At 66.9% G+C, this 15780-nt stretch carries 12 protein-coding genes; 9 read left to right on the top strand and 3 right to left on the bottom strand.

Annotated features, from left to right (window positions below):
* Positions 1 to 4: 4 nt before the first annotated feature.
* From AB0H54_RS32200 to AB0H54_RS32180, 5 genes are read left to right on the top strand one after another with little or no spacing between them, the layout of a single operon-like run.
* Positions 5 to 1057 carry an MCE family protein gene (locus AB0H54_RS32200; RefSeq protein ID WP_357350626.1) on the top strand — a complete coding sequence of 351 codons (1053 nt, stop codon included), beginning with the start codon at positions 5 to 7 and terminating at the stop codon, positions 1055 to 1057.
* A complete protein-coding gene (locus AB0H54_RS32195; protein ID WP_357350625.1) occupies positions 1054 to 2160 on the top strand; it encodes an MCE family protein in 1107 nt (368 codons plus the stop codon). Before AB0H54_RS32200 ends, AB0H54_RS32195 begins: the two co-directional genes overlap by 4 nt.
* Entirely contained in the window at positions 2157 to 3257 is a 1101-nt protein-coding gene (locus AB0H54_RS32190) for an MlaD family protein (protein ID WP_357350622.1), read from the top strand. Before AB0H54_RS32195 ends, AB0H54_RS32190 begins: the two co-directional genes overlap by 4 nt.
* Complete coding sequence (locus tag AB0H54_RS32185) at positions 3254 to 4549, top strand: MlaD family protein (protein ID WP_357350620.1); 1296 nt, start codon at positions 3254 to 3256, stop codon at positions 4547 to 4549. Before AB0H54_RS32190 ends, AB0H54_RS32185 begins: the two co-directional genes overlap by 4 nt.
* A gap of 42 nt (positions 4550 to 4591) precedes the next feature.
* The gene (locus AB0H54_RS32180; protein ID WP_357350618.1) at positions 4592 to 5236 is read left to right on the top strand and encodes a hypothetical protein; all 645 of its coding nucleotides are present in this window, start codon (positions 4592 to 4594) and stop codon (positions 5234 to 5236) included.
* A 249-nt stretch (positions 5237 to 5485) separates the two neighbouring features.
* Here AB0H54_RS32180 and AB0H54_RS32175 read toward each other — a convergent pair whose 3' ends face one another.
* Complete coding sequence (locus AB0H54_RS32175) at positions 5486 to 6661, bottom strand: helix-turn-helix domain-containing protein (protein ID WP_357350616.1); 1176 nt, start codon at positions 6659 to 6661, stop codon at positions 5486 to 5488.
* Between the two features lie 187 nt (positions 6662 to 6848).
* Between AB0H54_RS32175 and AB0H54_RS32170 the strand changes: the two genes are divergently transcribed.
* The 3 genes from AB0H54_RS32170 to AB0H54_RS32160 all read left to right on the top strand — a co-directional run bounded on the left by AB0H54_RS32170 (position 6849) and on the right by AB0H54_RS32160 (position 11190).
* On the top strand, positions 6849 to 8072 hold the full coding sequence (locus AB0H54_RS32170; RefSeq protein ID WP_357350614.1) for a helix-turn-helix domain-containing protein: 1224 nt from the start codon (positions 6849 to 6851) through the stop codon (positions 8070 to 8072).
* A gap of 163 nt (positions 8073 to 8235) precedes the next feature.
* Positions 8236 to 9435, top strand: coding sequence for a helix-turn-helix domain-containing protein (locus AB0H54_RS32165; RefSeq protein WP_357350612.1), 1200 nt, complete (start codon positions 8236 to 8238; stop codon positions 9433 to 9435).
* Between the two features lie 201 nt (positions 9436 to 9636).
* Positions 9637 to 11190, top strand: a complete 1554-nt coding sequence (locus AB0H54_RS32160) for a long-chain fatty acid--CoA ligase (protein WP_357350610.1) — start codon at positions 9637 to 9639, stop codon at positions 11188 to 11190.
* A gap of 100 nt (positions 11191 to 11290) precedes the next feature.
* Here AB0H54_RS32160 and AB0H54_RS32155 read toward each other — a convergent pair whose 3' ends face one another.
* Positions 11291 to 13123: an acyl-CoA dehydrogenase gene (locus AB0H54_RS32155; RefSeq protein WP_357350608.1), complete on the bottom strand. Its 1833-nt coding sequence runs from the start codon at positions 13121 to 13123 to the stop codon at positions 11291 to 11293.
* Positions 13120 to 13551, bottom strand: a complete 432-nt coding sequence (locus AB0H54_RS32150) for a nuclear transport factor 2 family protein (protein ID WP_357350607.1) — start codon at positions 13549 to 13551, stop codon at positions 13120 to 13122. The genes AB0H54_RS32155 and AB0H54_RS32150 overlap by 4 nt, the downstream gene beginning before the upstream one ends.
* A gap of 183 nt (positions 13552 to 13734) precedes the next feature.
* On the opposite strand from AB0H54_RS32150, the gene AB0H54_RS32145 reads away from it, so the two are divergent.
* Positions 13735 to 15765: an NADPH-dependent 2,4-dienoyl-CoA reductase gene (locus tag AB0H54_RS32145; protein ID WP_357350606.1), complete on the top strand. Its 2031-nt coding sequence runs from the start codon at positions 13735 to 13737 to the stop codon at positions 15763 to 15765.
* Positions 15766 to 15780: the final 15 nt, after the last annotated feature.

Genomic DNA, 15780 nt, shown 5'->3' with positions numbered 1-15780 from the left:
ACTCATGACGATCCCACCCGGGCTCCGGCGCCTCGTCGCGGTCGGCCGCCCACTCGAAGAACAACGTCCCCGGGTACTCGGGGTCATCGCGCTGACCGTGCTCGCCGGGGTGCTGCTGGCCGCGCTCGGGGTATCCGCCGTCGGTGTCGGTGAGCGCAGCTACGAAGCCGAGTTCGCCCAGTCGGCCGGCCTGCGCGTCGGTGACGGTGTGACCGTGGCCGGAGTTCCGGTCGGCGAGGTCACCGGCCAGCGCCTGGCAGGCGATCGGGTCGTGGTCCGGATGCGGGTCGACGACCAGGTCACCCTGGGCACCGAGACCTCCGCCGCGATCAAGCTGACCACCCTGCTCGGCGCCCGCTACGTCGAGCTGCGCCCCGCCGGTCCCGGCGAGCTGCCCGATCGCCGAATAGGGCTGTCGCGCACCGCTGTTCCCTACGATCTGCAGCAATCGCTGGAGAACGCCACCACCACGTTCGAACAGATCGACGCCGAGCAGGTCGGCCGGTCGCTGGAACTGCTGGCCACCCAGCTCGACGGCGTCCCGGCCGTGCTGCCGGGGGTGCTCGGCGACATCCGGACCCTGGCGGGCATTCTCGCGAGCCGGCGCGGAGAGCTCGGTTCGCTGCTGGCCGGGGTGCGCAACCTCACCGCGACGGTGACCGCGCAGCAGTCCGACCTCACCGCGATCGCGACCTCGGGCCGGGACCTGCTGACCGATATCGCCGCGCGCAGGCAGGTGATCGAACTGCTGATGACGGCGACGACCCGGCTGGTCGAACAGGTGCGCGCGATCGTGGTCGACGACCGGCCCCGCGTCGACGAGTTGATCGCCGGGCTGAACGGGCTGCTCGGCTCGCTCGCCCGGCACGACGACCTGCTGCGCAACACCCTCGAGATCCTGCCGGTGTCGGTGCGCAACCTCGCCAACGCGGCGGGCAACGGGAATTCGGTCGACTTCAACGCCCCCGCCGGCGTCCTCGTCGACTCCTGGATGTGCGCGCTGAGCGGACAGGCCGCGCAGCAGAGCCTGCCGAAATACTTCGGGGAGTGCCGATGATGTCGCCGACCATCGTGCTGCGCGCGCTGGCGCTGTTCGCGATCTGTGTCCTCGCCGGGTGCGCGGGCGGACCGCTGCGCACCGAGCCCGACGACATCACCGTGGTGGCGCGATTCGACGACGCCGCGGGTCTATATGTCGGCAACGCGGTCGCCGTGCTGGGGATGCCGATCGGCGAGGTCACCGCGATCACGCCCGCCGGGGCCTACGTCGAGGTGCGCATGCGGGTCGACGGTGCGACCCCGATCCCGGCCGACGCGACCGCGGTGACCGTGTCCACCTCGGTGCTGACCGACCGGCACGTGGAGTTCACCCCGGTCTACCGCGGCGGACCGGTCCTGCGTGACGGCGCCGTGCTCGCACCGGACCACACCAGGACGCCGGTCGGCATCGACCGGCTGCTCTCGATGGCCGACCGGATGTCCGGCGGGCTGTCCGGTGCCGAGCCGGGAGACGGCCCGATCGCCCGGCTGCTCGCGGTCGCGTCCTCGGCGACCGCGGGCAACGGAGATCAATTGCGGGCCACCATGGACGAGCTGTCGCGTGCCCTGCGCCTCGGCGACGACGCGGGCGCCCAGACCCGCGACACGGTCACCCAGATCGTGAACGAGCTGGCGGCGCTGGTCGCGGCCGCGTCCCGTGGTGACCAGACCATCCGCGAATTCGGCGCGGCGTCGGTCCAGCTCGGTGACATGCTGGCCCAGCTCGACATCGGGGCGGGCACCACCGGGGCTCAGATCGTCGCGGTCATGCGCCAAGCCGACGAACTGCTCGTCGACAACCGGGCGGCGCTGAACTCGGCGGTCACCGATTCGGCGACGGTCATCAAAGCCCTGGCCGACTACCGCGATCAGCTCGCCGAGTTCCTCGACGTCACCCCGATGCTGATGGCCAACGGCTACAACACGGTCGATCAGCAGACCGGCGGCGCGCGCATCCACGCGCTGACCGACAGCGTGGTGTTCGACGGGCAGATGGTCAAGGAGGTCTGCAACATCCTCGGCCTCCGCCAACTTGGCTGTAGCACAGGGACCTTGCAGGACTTCGGCCCCGACTTCGGGGTCACCGACATGCTGGAAGCGATGAGCAGGTTGCCTCGATGAGTAGGAATTCCGTTCTGGGGACCGCAGCCGCGGCGTTGCTCGTGCTGACCACCGGATGCGGTGTGGGACTGGGGGATCTGCCGCTGTCCGCGCGCGGCTCCGGTGTGCCGGGGTACACGATCACCGCGAGCTTCACCAATGCCCTGAATCTGCCTGACAAGGCCAAGGTGCGGCTGGCCGGTGCCGATGTCGGCGAGGTGCGCGAGATGACGGTCGCCGACTACCGGGCCGTGGTGCACCTGACCATCCGGGCCGATGTCGCGTTGCCGGTCGGCACCCGCGCCCAGTTGCGCACCGCGACACCGCTCGGCGATGTCTATGTGGCCCTGGACGCCCCGGCCGATTCCGGGCTCGCGACGGCGACCATGCGGGACGGCGACACCATCGATGTCGGGCAGACCTCGGCGGCGGCGACCGTCGAGGAACTGCTGACGACGGCGTCCCTGCTGGTCAACGGCGGCGCGATCCGCAATATGACCACCGTGGTCAACGGGTTCGGCCGGGCCGTTGGCGATCGCGGTGACCGGCTCGGCGACCTGATCGAGCAATCGCGGGCCCTGGTGACCGCGCTGTTGGCCCGATCCGACGACATCCGCCGCGCCCTCACCGAAACCGACCGGCTGGTGGGCGAACTCGCCAGGGATCGCCAGGTGATCGATGACTTCGTCGCCGCGGCGGGCCCGGCCTCGACCGTCGTCGACGCGAACGCGCCCCAGATGCTCGACATGGTCCGCCGGATCGACGGTGTCACCGCCGAGCTGGCGAAGTTCCCGGTGCTGCGCGGTGGCGAGATCGGCGGCCTCATCGGCAATCTCGACCGGATCTCGGCGGGCCTCAACGACGCCATCCTCGACCCGTCGACCAGCCTGGTCGCGATGAACAAGCTGCTGCCCTCGATCATCAAACTGAGCAGCGGCACCTCCGCCCACGGAAACGTGGACCTGCAGGACTTCGCGATCGGCGCGCTGGCCGATCCCGGGCACGAAGCCGATCCCGGTAGCCGGATCCCGGGCGCGAGCGATTGGCAGGCGATGGTCGGTTCCCTGACCTACACGCTGCTGCGGCTGCGCGAACGCGTGCTGGGACCCGGCCGGTGAGCCTGCGTCGCGCGATGGTCGCCACCGCGGACCTGCCCGCGCGCCTGCTGGTCGGCCTGGTCCGCGGTGGGACACGGTACCGGCATGCGGTGTCGGCGATCGCACTCGCCACGACCGCGGTGGTCGGTTCGACGTATCTGGTCTTCGGTGCCCTCGGCGTCGATCCGACCGCGGCGACGATCACGGTCCGGGTGCATCTCACCGAATCCGGTGGACTGCTCCCCGGGCAGGACGTCACGTTGCGTGGCGTGCCGATCGGCGAGGTCGCGGCGGTCGACTTCGCTCCCGGCGGGGTGGTGGCGCTGGCCCGCATCGACGCCGGCGTCAGGGTGCCCGACGACGGCACGGTGGAGGTGACGAGCCTGTCGACCGCCGGTGAGCAGTTCCTCGACTTCCGGCCGCGGCGATCGGCCGGGCCGTATCTGGACGACGGCACGGTGATCACCCAGGACCGCACGTCGGTGCCGACACCGCTGTGGCGCATGCTGGGCACGCTGGACAGCACCCTGGCGCAGGTCGATCCCGCCCGGCTCACCGCGGTGCTCGACGAACTGGGCTCCGGACCCGGCGGCCCACAGAAACTGGCCGATGTGCTCGACGGCGGCATCTTCCTGGTGTCGACACTGGACGCCGTGCTGCCACAGACGGTGTCGCTGATCCGCGACAGCCGCACGGTGCTGTCGACGGTGGGCTCGGGATCGGTCGCGCTCGACCGATTCGCCGCCGATCTGGCCGCCTCGGCGCGCGGCGTCGAGGCGAAGACCGGCGGATACACCGAGCTCCTGCACACCACGCCGGGCACACTCGCCGCACTGGACACGATGGTGGCGGACAATTCCACGGCGGTGGTTTCGCTGCTGACGAACCTGTCGACCGTTGCGTCGATGACCACGACGCGCGTCCCGGCTCTCCAGGAGTTCTTCTTCCCGACCCAGCGCGCAGGCTCCACGCTCGACGCGCTGGTGACCGTGATCCACGACGGCGGCTTCTGGGGCCTGGTGAGCCTGTATCCACGGCGCACCTGCACCTACGATCTGCCCCGCCAGGCGCCGTCCCTCAACAACTACGTCGAGCCCTACCTCTACACCTATTGCGCCGACACCGATCCGTCGCTGCTGGTCCGCGGCGCGCACAACGCACCGCGCCCGCCGGGCGAACGGGTCCCCGGCCCGCCGCCGCCCGGCGAGCCGGTCGACCGGACCGCCACCGTGACGCCCACCGGACCCTTCTCCCTGCCGATTCCGTTGCCACTGGCCGATTCCGGCCAGGAGATACCCGCACCCCCCAAGTGAAGACAGCTCCCTCAGTACGTTGTGTAGAAGCGAGGACCCGTGATGACCGAGAAGACCGACACCGCCGCCGACGCGATCACCGATTCCGATCCCGGCGCCGAGACGACCGCCGACACCGCTACCGCGGCCGCCGAATCTCCCACGGCCGCTGCGCAGCCCGAGGCGGTGCTGCCGACCAAATGGCAGATCCGGCGCATGATCGCCCTGCTGATCTGGCGAAAGATCCGGATCCCGCTGCTGATCGCCGTCGCCGTCGTCGCGGTCGTCCTCGCGGCGGTCTTCGGATGGAAACTGAAGCAGGACAGCGACACCGAGTCCGCGGCCGCGGCCGGGCTCGCCGCGGCGCGCGCCTACGCCGTCACCCTGACCAGTGTCGATTCCGGCAACCTGGACCACGATTTCACCGCGGTACTCGACGGGTCCACCGGCGAGTTCAAGGACATGTACACCCGCTCCAGCGGCCAGTTGCGTCAGCTGCTCGTCGAGAACAAGGCGGCGGGCAAGGGCACCGTGCTGGACGCGGCGGTGAAATCCGCACAGCCGGACAAGGTGGAGGTACTGCTGTTCATCGATCAGACGGTGAGCAACGCGGCCGCGACCGATCCCCGGATCGACCGCAGCCGCGTACAGATGACCATGGAACTGGTGGACGGCCGGTGGCTCGCGAGCCGCGTGACCATCCCCTGATCGGCAGGTTTCTCATTTCGAGTCCAGATGGGGGTGCGAACACCAGGTCGAGCGCGGTTACCGTGCCTGACCTGTTTGTTTGCGGTCCGCGACCAAATACACCAAGAATCTGGACCGCTTCCTGGAGACTGTCCCGTGGCCGGGTCGAGATGAAGTTCGATGGCGAGTCGGCGACTCCAGCAAATCGGAATTGGTAGATCGAGATCCGACCCCGGGGGCTACTCGGGAGGGTTGTGTCGCGGCCGCCTGTCAGGCGACCTGGGTGCCGGTGATGGTGCGGCACTGCCAGTTCACGATGCTCATCAGGTCGAGACGGCGATCGGGATCGTCGATGGGTCGGCCCATCAGCTCTGTGATGCGGCGTAGCCGGTAGCGAACGGTCTGGCTGTGGATGCCCAATCTCTCGCCGGCGACGAGGGCGTTGCCGCCGCATTCGAGGTAGGCCAACAGGGTTTCCAGTAGCGGCTGTGCTCGTTGCGGTGGCAATGTGGCCAGCTCGCCCAGCAGCTCCTGTGCGGAGGCATCCATCAGGTCCTCGGCCATCGATGCCGAGATGGTGGCGGCGTGCTCCACGCAACGGATGCCGCGGGCGGCGGGGAGGATGCCGCGCTCGATCAGAGTGATGGCGTAGCTCGCCCAATGCAGCGAATGTGCGCCCCTGGTGACCGCGGCGGTCGGCCCGATCGCGACGTGTCGTTGCCTGGTGAGGTTGACCAGCTGTCGGATCAGTTGTGGTCGATCCGGGTCCGGCACGATCAGGTACGGTGTGGATGCTTCCCAGTCGATCAGTACGTCGGGCGGCAGAATGGCCTGGCACCGCCTGTCGTCGCGAGCGAGAGCCAATACCGCGATCCGTTTCGGAACCGGCCACGATGCTGCTCGGGCGGCTTCGTGGATCTCGTCCAGTTCGGGCTCCCGATCGCGAATCAGGAGATGTCGCAGACTCGTTCGATGCCGGTCGCGATCGGTGACGACCTGACCCTGTTGCCGGAGGTAGCCCTGGTTGGCGGCCTCCGCGGCCGTGGATATCAGCGCGAAGAGGTGGTCGGTGAGGGTGGCGAGGACTTGCTCGCTCCAGCCATGACGATAGGCGGCGCTGATGAATCGGCGCGTGGCGACCTGGCCGCCGACTTGCAGCGCGGTTTGTAGTTGTTCGAGATCCCGTTCTTGATTGCCCAGTTCCGCGCCGAGTCGTCGGTATAGGGAGGTCGCCGACGACCAGGTCGGCGGCTCGCAGGTGAGCTCGTCGAGAAAACCGGTGATCGTCTCATCGATGATCGCGCGGAGCGACCAGCTGGTGGCGGCTTCCCAGGTGTCGGCGATCCCGGGGGTGCGGAGTCGGAAGTCTCGCTCGATCTCGTCGATCACGTCAGTGGTGCGTGACCGGAGCAGATCCGGCAGTCGTCGGTCGAGTTGTGCGGTCATCGTGCCCTCCCGTCATCGTGACGGCGCGTCCGGATTCCCCGACGGCGTCGTCACCCGGACAGGTAATCTCTGTGCTAGTTGACAAATTGAGTATTCAATCTATCTCGTCCGTGACCTCTTCGTGACAATTTCGGTCGAAGTCCGAGGCCGACACAGCCGACCGGTGCGGACGTCCCCGGAGGCGCCAGTGCGGTACAACCTGATCGATCACGAGCTCACCGAGTCCGAGTCCGCCGAGGTCATCGCGTTGCTGAGAGCACACAACGCCGAGGTCTCCCGGGCCGCTATCGAAGCGATCGAAACCGAGCTTGCCGATCAACTGCGCCCCCTCGGCCGCCGGGACCACGAGATCGGCGCCTTGATCGTCCAGTGGTGCAACACCAAATTTCTCGACCTGCTCGAAGATGACGAGACCCCGTTGACCGACTTGCGGGCGTTCTTGCGTGAAGTAGGCCGTACGGACGCGGCCGAGGGCTTCGCTCCTGAGTTGCGGCAGACGGCGTTTCGGATCGGCACCGGAGTATCCATCGCGCGGTTCGCCGAACTCTCGATGACCTTACCGGCGGTGACGGCGGCGACGATCGGGCAAGTAGCCCAGCAGGTGCTGATCTTCCAGAACACGGTCATGGCGGCCTTGCGGGAGGGCTATGCCGATGTCGCCGCCGGCGGCGAACGGACTCGGCAGCGCAGCAGGCTGCTCGAACTGCTCATCGATCCGGAACCGGACCTACCCGCCATCCGCGCTGCGGCGGCCGCGGCTGAATGGCCCTTGCCCGAAACTGTCGCGGCCGTCGCCGTCGACGAGTGGACCCGCGATCCCTTTCGTCGATCCGACATCGATATCCCCGCGGACTGGGTATCCGGACTGCACCTCGAGCGTCAGTGTTTCATCGTGACCGACCCAGGCAGCCCGGAAACCGTCGAGGCGCTGCGCTCGCTGTTGCAGGGCCGGATCGGTGCCATCGGCCCGACCGTCGATCCGGGTGCGGTCGCCGACTCTCTGAACTGGGCACTGTGCACCTTGAACCTAGTGCGGGGCAGCCGCATTCGAGCCGCGGCTCCGGTCCGTGCGCTTGACTATGTGCCCGACCTGCTGATCTCGGAGAACAGCGGCCTCGTAGCCGGACTGGCCGCAGAACAGCTGGCGCCCTTGGCAGGCGATGGTCCCGAGCAGTACCGGCTGGCCGAGACCCTGCTCGCCTGCCTCGAATGTCGATTCAATGCCCCCGCCGCCGCACGGCGCCTCGGTGTCCACGCGCAGACGGTCCGGCATCGCGTCCGTCGGCTCAACGAACTCTTCGGCGAGGACTTGCACCTGCCGGATCGCCAGATGGCTCTGCAGATCGCCGTCCGGCATTGGCTCCTGACCCACCGCCCCGAGAACGCGGAGCTTCTTCGCGCACCGCGGTGACAAGCCCGGGCGCCGTGTTGTCTCGGCGATGACAGTCTTGCTCGGCGGTGAGTAGCCGGCGCTGGAAACTCCATCGTCTACGGCGAAGAACCCGACGCCGTCATCGCGCAAGGATTCCTCTCGCACCATCGGCGCCGGTTCGTGGTGCGAGAGGAAGTCGATGATGACGATCCCCCTGGACAGCGCATCGATGTGGCAGCCGTTGCGCGACATGCGAACGCTCACCGGTCAGCTCGTCGGCCACTTCGTCGACAACGTCGCAGCCTGCGCCACCTTGCCGGGCGATGAGATCTCCGGCGACATCACCACCGTCATCCGAACGTGTCTGGAGATCGTCAGCGGGGTCGTCGACGGCGACGACGTGAGCGAGAAGATGCACCGGCTCGCGGCAGCCGCCGCGGGGTGGGCCCACGAGGGAGTACCGATCGACGCCATCCTGCACGCCTTCTACGAAGGTCTGCGCCTGAGCCTGGACCTCGAACGTGACCGGGATGCTGCCCTAGATCCGGACACCCTGATCGACGGATTCCGTACGGCCATGGCGATTTCGGATCTGCTGTGCACGACCGTGGCGCGCGCCTACATCCTCGAGCACCGTGTGGTCTCGGGGCAGCATCACACCGCGGTGCACACCTTGACCTCCGCGCTGCTGGCCGGACAGCCGACCGCGACGATGTCGCGTGAGTGCGGGATCGCCATCGCGGGCGCCTACCAGGTCGTGGCCCTGTCGATCCGGGAACATCCCGACGAACGCGACAAGCGGCTCAACGCCGGTGTCGTGGCCCGGCGAAAACTGAGGCGGGTGCAATCCGTACTCGCGCAACGCTTTGGCGGCCCGGTTCTGGCGTTGTTGTCGGTGGACGGCGGCACCGTGTTGATCCCCACAGAGCTGGCCGCCGAGGAAGCCCTCGACGCCCTGATCGCGGAACTCTCACAGTCGGCTCGCACCGAGATCATGGCGACGCTGATCAGCGCCCAGACCTCGGAGATTCCCGACGCGGCCAAACGAGCCCACGAGCTGCTCGATGTCGTCGAACGTCTGAACTGCGCGCCCGGCCTCTATCGATTCAACGATCTGGCCCTGGAGTACCAGCTGACTCGACCCGGTCCCGGACGAGCCCGGCTCGGGGAGATTCTGGCGCCTTTGGACGACCATCCCGACCTGTACGAGACCTTGCGGGTGTACGTGGCCAACAACATGAACCGCCGACATACCGCTCGCGCACTGCACATACATACCAACACTGTCGACTACCGCATGCGCCGGATCACTCACCTCACAGGCATCGACCCATCCCACTCCTCGGGTCTGTGGCAGCTGCGCTCGGCCTTGATTGCGCGCAGCTATGACCGTGGAGTGTGATGATTCTCATCCGGCGACATATGAAACTAATTGAGTATTTGAATCTCGTGGACGCATGCGTGACTCGTGTCATAGCATCGCAAACACACCTACTAACAAAAGTGAGTATAGGAGTCAGGATGTACAGAAGCCGTCACCGACGCAGCTCTTCGCCGACGGTCCGAGCACCGCGGCCCGCCGACCGAGGACAGGACGCCTGACGTGCTCAATCTCGCTGTTCTCCTGGAAGACGCCGCACGCAACCATCCGGACCGCGAGGCCCTGGTGGTCGGCGACGCCCGCTTCACCTACGCCGAGATCGATGCCGCCGCCAACCAGGTGGCGGGGCTGCTGGTCGAGCGTGGAATCCGGACCGGTGACAAGGTCGCGCTGTCGTGCCCGAACACTCCGTGGTTCCCGATCGTCTACTACGGCATCCTCAAAGCGGGTGGCGTCGTAGTCCCGCTGAACGTGCTACTGAAAGCCAGAGAGATCGGCTACCACCTGCGCGACAGTGACGCGGTGGCCTACTTCTGCGCCCAGGGCACAATCGACCTGCCGATGGCCACCGAGGGCCGGGCCGGGTTCGACGAAGCCGACGGCTGTCGGCACCTGTTCGTCATCACCGACGATCCGTCGGCGCCGTCGCCGCTGCCGGGCATCGAAACCCTGGCGCAGGCGCTCTTGGGTCGTTCGACGACGTTCGAATCCGCCGCCACGGAGTCGACGGATTCCGCCGTTGTGCTCTATACCTCCGGTACGACGGGGCAGCCCAAGGGCGCCGAGTTGACCCACGCGAACCTCGTACTCAACGCCATGACCTCCCAGCGGCTGGTCAGCGCGCCCGATGGCGCCGAGGTTCATCTCGTCGCGCTTCCGCTGTTCCACGCCTTCGGGCAAACGCTGCAGCTGCACACCGCCTTCGCTTCTGCGGCGACCGTGGTGCTGATGCCGCGCTTCGCACCGCACGAGGCGTTGCGGCTCATGCGCGACGAGTCGGTCACCCACTTCGCCGGTGTCCCGACCATGTATCACGCTCTCCTCGGCGCGCTGGGCGAAGTCGATGCGCCCGAAGTATTCGCCGAGACATTGCAATTCGCGATCTCGGGCGGTGCCGCGATGCCGGTCGCGTTGCTCCGGCAGATCACCGAACGGCTCGGTGTCCGAGTGCTCGAGGGATACGGATTGTCGGAGACCTCTCCGGCAGCCTGCTTTTCACCACTGGCGGGACCGAACAGGCCCGGATCCATCGGCAAACCGATCTGGGGAGTCCAGATGAAGCTGATTGATGCCGACTGGACGGAAATAGCGGACGACCCTGAGGCGATCGGCGAGATCGCAATCAAGGGTCACCCGATCATGAAGGGCTACTACAACCGGCTCGAAGCCACCGCGGAGGTCCTGCGCGATGGCTGGTTCCGGACCGGCGACCTCGCCCGCCGCGACGCCGACGGCTATTACTTCATCGTCGACCGCGCCAAGGAAGTCATCATCCGCGGCGGCTACAACGTCTACCCCCGGGAGATCGAGGAGGTGCTGATGACTCACCCGGCGGTGTCGCTGGTCGCGGTCATCGGTGTGGCGCATGCGTCGCTCGGTGAGGAGGTGAAGGCGGTCGTGCTGAAAACGCTCGGGGACTCGACCTCGGAAGAGGAGCTGATCGCCTGGGGTAAGGAGCAGTTCGCCGCCTACAAGTACCCTCGAATCGTCGAATTCCGCACCGTACTCCCGATGACCTCGACCGGGAAGATCAAGAAGATGGAACTGAGCCGGTAGCAGCAAGCGCAATGCCCGGGCGAACGGAATCCGTCGCCCGGGCATTGTCGTAACGCCGACTACCTGAGTGCCCCCGACGAGACCCAGGTCCGGTCGCTACTCAGAACACGGCTTCGTCGACCCGCATGATGTCGTTGTCCAGGGCGGAAACCACCGAGCGCAGCGCGTGCAGGTCGGGCAGCACATTGCGGGCGAAGAACTGCGCGACCGCGACTTTGCCGAGATAGAACTCGGTATCGGTGCCTGCCGCAGGATCACGCAGGACCCCGAGCGCGATCTCGGCATGCTCCAGCAGCCGCCAGCCGATCAGCAGGTCGCCGACGGCCAGCAGATAGCGCACCGAGGCGAGCCCGACCGTGTACAGGCCATGCGGATCCTCACCGGCCGCCAGAACATGCGCGGTCAGCGTCGCGGTGATGGCGTGCACGTCGTCGAGCGCCGCAGTGAGCAGTACTCGTTCATTCTTCAGCTCCGCAGAGCCCGCCGTGTTCTCTCCGAACGCCACGATCTGCTGCGATAGATGTGTGAACGCCACACCTCGGTCGCGAACGATCTTGCGGAAGAAGAAATCCTGGGCCTGGATCGCGGTCGTGCCCGCATAGATCGAGTCGATCTTCGCGTCCCGCAGATACTGTTCGATCGGGTAGTCCTGCAGGTAACCCGAACCGCCCAGCGTCTGCAGTGACTCGGCGAGGTAGCGGTAGGCCCGCTCCGAGCCCACCCCCTTCACCACCGGGAGCAGTAGGTCGTTGACTCGCGCGGCCAGCTCCGGATCGACGCCCGAAATACGTTGCGCCAGTGCGGGGTCCTGGTGTGCGGCCGTATACAGATACACCGCCCGCAGGCCTTCGGCGTAGGCCTTCTGCAGCATCAGCGAACGCCGCACCTCCGGGTGGGCGATGATCGGCACCCGCGGGGCGGATTTGTCGGCGGCGCGGGTCAGATCCGCACCCTGCACCCGCGAACGGGCGTAGGCGAGCGCGTGCAGATAGCCGCTGGACAGCGTCGCGATCGCTTTCGTGCCGACCATCATTCGCGCGTGCTCGATGATATGGAACATCTGCGCGATGCCGTTGTCGAGCTCGCCCACCAGCCACCCGGTCGCCGCAACGCCGTGTGTCCCGAAGCTCAACTCGCAGGTCGCCGACACCTTCAGGCCCATCTTGTGCTCGACGTTGGTGACGAACGCGCCGTTGCGCTCGCCCAGTTCGCCGGTGTGCGGGTCGAATCGGTACTTCGGGACGAAGAACAGCGACAGCCCCTTCGTCCCGGGACCTGACCCCTCGGCTCGCGCCAGGACCAGATGCAAGATGTTGTCGAACAGATCATCGGAATCGGCGGAGCTGATGAATCGCTTCACTCCTTCGATGTGCCAGGTGCTATCGGGCTGAGGGATCGCTTTGGTGCGCAGTGCTCCGACATCGGAGCCGGCATCGACTTCCGTCAGCACCATGGTGCCACCCCAGCCCTGCTCGACGGCGGTCCACACGATCGCGCGCTGCTGGTCGCTGCCGGTCGCGAACACCGCCGACGACCCGGGGCCGAGCGCGTAGATATAGGCCGCGGGGTTGGCCCCGAGGACCAATTCGCTCAGTGCCCAGTACACGGCGCGCGGCAGGGGAATGCCACCGAGATCGCTGGGCAGACCCAGTCGTTCCCAGCCCATCTCCCGCAGTGCCTGGAAGCTGTCCTTGAAGGACTCGGGCAAGGTGACGGAGTTGGTCTCGGGGTCGAAGACCGGGGGATTGCGGTCGGCATCGGCGAACGAGGCGCCCAGTGGGCCTTCGGCGACGCGTCGCAGTTGCTCGAGCATGTCCAGCACCGAGTCGGTGTCGAGGTCGCCGAAGGCGCCGGCGTCGAGCAACTCGCCGAGACCGAGGACCTCGAACAGGTTGAATGTCAGGTCCCGGATGTTGCTCTTGTAGTGCGTCACCGCTGCTCGGCTCCGGCATCGGCCGTCTCGCGCTGCACCTGCTCTGCCGCTTCGGCCTGGATACGCGGGTACTGCGCCGCCATAGCCTCGGCGAGCGCCTTGGCTGCCGAGAGCGGACGCACCATCACGGTGAACTCGTCGATCTTGCCGTCCTCGTCGAAATGCAGGAAGTCGCAGCCGGCTACCTGCTTGCCGTCGACGGTCGCCTCGAACTGGAAGGCGTGATCTCGACCCCCGGCGTCCTCGATCTCGCGGACGTAGCGGAAATCCTCGAACACTCGGGTCACGCCACGCAGGATCGCGGCGGTGATCGGCTTGCCCGGATACGGCGCGAATGCCACCGGGCTGCGGAAGACGACGTTGTCGGCGAGCAGCGCCTCCAGCGCGATCATGTCTTCGGCCTCGACGGCCACACGGAACGGATGCATCGCACACCTCATATTCAAATCGTTGAGTAAACGATTTGAACAGTACCGAGCGAGCTGGCATCGGTCAACAAGCGCTAGACGCCGATCTTCCGCAGAAGCTATCGTGCGAACATAGTAGCAAAATTGACTACGTGGGCTCGTATCGGCGATGCCCTTTACCTGGAAATGATCGGTAGGTCCTCGATGAACACGACGCACTATCCGCACCTGCTCGCACCGCTCGATCTGGGCTTTACCAGGCTGCGCAACCGCGTGCTGATGGGCTCGATGCATGTCGGGCTCGAAGAAGCGCCCCAGGGTTTCGAGCGGATGGCCGCCTTCTACGGCGAGCGGGCGCGCGGCGGTGTCGGCCTGATAGTGACCGGCGGTATCGCGCCGAACGAAGCGGCGCGCCCCTACCCGGGCGGGGCGATGCTGACCGAGGAAGCCGAAGCACACCGCCATCGCATCGTCACCGATGCCGTGCACGCCGCCGGCGGCAAGATCGCCATGCAGATCCTGCATTTCGGTCGATACGCTTACCATCCCGAGCTTGTCGCGCCGAGCCCGCTACAAGCCCCGATCAGCCCGTTCCCGCCACGTGAACTCTCCGATGCCGAGGTCGAGCAGACCATCGAGGACTTCGTGCGCTGCGCGAGGCTGGCGAAACTGGCAGGCTACGACGGGGTGGAGATCATGGGCTCGGAGGGCTACCTGATCAACGAGTTCATCGCCGCCCACACTAACCAGCGCACCGATCGCTGGGGCGGCAGCTACGACAACCGGGTCCGGTTCCCGGTCGAGATCGTGCGCAGGGTCCGCGAGGCGGTCGGCGCGGATTTCATCGTCGTCTACCGGCTGTCCATGCTGGACCTGGTGCCCGACGGGTCGACCTTCGACGAGGTCGTCGACCTGGCCCAGCGGATCGAGGCCGCGGGCGCGACGATCATCAACACCGGCATCGGCTGGCACGAAGCCCGCATCCCCACCATCGCCACCTCGGTGCCGCGCGGCGCGTACGCGTGGGTGACCAGGAAGCTGATGGGCGCGGTCTCGATTCCGCTGGTCACCAGCAACCGGATCAACACCCCGGACAAGGCCGAGGAACTGCTCGCCGACGGCTACGCCGACATGGTGTCGCTGGCACGCCCCTTCCTCGCCGACCCCGACTTCGTGAACAAGGCCGCCGCGGGCACTCCCGAGCGGATCAACACCTGCATCGGCTGCAACCAGGCCTGCCTGGACCACACCTTCAGCATGAAGATCACCTCCTGCCTGGTGAATCCGCGCGCGTGCCACGAAACCGAACTCGTGCTCGGGCCGACCCGTAGGCGCAAGCGTCTCGCCGTTGTCGGTGCGGGGCCCGCGGGCCTGGCTTTCGCCACTACCGCCGCGGAGCGTGGTCATGTGGTCACGCTCTTCGACAGCGCCGCAGAGATCGGTGGACAACTCGATATCGCGCGCCAGGTTCCGGGCAAGAACGAATTCGACGAGACGCTGCGCTACTACCGGCATCGCCTCGCCGAGACCGGTGTTCGGCTGCGCCGCAACGTCACTGCCACTGCGGAATGGCTCACCGACGGGTCTTTCGACGAGATCGTGCTCGCCACGGGTGTCGTCCCGAGGATTCCGGACGAGCTGCCCGGCGTCGACCACCCGATGGTGCTGGGCTATCTGGATGTCCTGCGTGACAAGGCTGTCGTGGGGAACCGGGTCGCTGTGCTCGGTGCGGGAGGCATCGGGTTCGACGTGGCCGAGTTCCTCACCGCGCCCGATCCTGCGGTGCAACCCGATGTCGCCACCTTTCTCGCCGAATGGGGGGTCGACGCCGAACATCGCGCGCGGGGCGGCCTGACCGATGTCGTGCGTCCGGCTCCGGTGCGCGAAGTCACTCTGCTGCAGCGTAAGTCGAGCAAAGTCGGCGCTGGCCTCGGCAAGACGACCGGATGGATCCATCGCACCGAGCTCAAGCACCGCGGCGTCATCATGATCGCGGGCGCCCGCTATGAACGCATCGACGACCTGGGACTGCACTACCGGCTCGACGACACCGCATACGTGCTCGAAGTCGACAACATCGTGCTGTGCACCGGGCAGGAACCCAATCGGCTACTGCACTCGGAGCTGGTAGGCCGGGGCATGAGTGTTCACGTCATCGGTGGCGCGGACGTAGCCGCCGAGCTCGACGCCAAACGGGCCATCGACCAGGGAACGCGCCTGGCCCTGGCGATCTGACCTGTTCTCGAAACC

It is taken from the genome of Nocardia sp. NPDC050718 (assembly GCF_040654235.1).
Taxonomy (GTDB): domain Bacteria; phylum Actinomycetota; class Actinomycetes; order Mycobacteriales; family Mycobacteriaceae; genus Nocardia.
The sequence above is the reverse complement of the archived record's forward strand: the minus strand, read 5'-3'. Positions and strand labels throughout refer to the sequence as shown.

Excerpts from the sequence above, each read along its gene's own strand:
- AB0H54_RS32200 (WP_357350626.1), top strand. The coding sequence starts at position 5 with ATGACGATCCCACCCGGGCTCCGGCGCCTCGTCGCGGTCGGCCGCCCA.
- AB0H54_RS32195 (WP_357350625.1), top strand. The coding sequence starts at position 1,054 with ATGATGTCGCCGACCATCGTGCTGCGCGCGCTGGCGCTGTTCGCGATC.
- AB0H54_RS32190 (WP_357350622.1), top strand. The coding sequence starts at position 2,157 with ATGAGTAGGAATTCCGTTCTGGGGACCGCAGCCGCGGCGTTGCTCGTG.
- AB0H54_RS32180 (WP_357350618.1), top strand. The coding sequence starts at position 4,592 with ATGACCGAGAAGACCGACACCGCCGCCGACGCGATCACCGATTCCGAT.
- AB0H54_RS32175 (WP_357350616.1), bottom strand. The coding sequence starts at position 6,661 with ATGACCGCACAACTCGACCGACGACTGCCGGATCTGCTCCGGTCACGC.
- AB0H54_RS32165 (WP_357350612.1), top strand. The coding sequence starts at position 8,236 with ATGACGATCCCCCTGGACAGCGCATCGATGTGGCAGCCGTTGCGCGAC.
- AB0H54_RS32150 (WP_357350607.1), bottom strand. The coding sequence starts at position 13,551 with ATGCATCCGTTCCGTGTGGCCGTCGAGGCCGAAGACATGATCGCGCTG.
- AB0H54_RS32145 (WP_357350606.1), top strand. The coding sequence starts at position 13,735 with ATGAACACGACGCACTATCCGCACCTGCTCGCACCGCTCGATCTGGGC.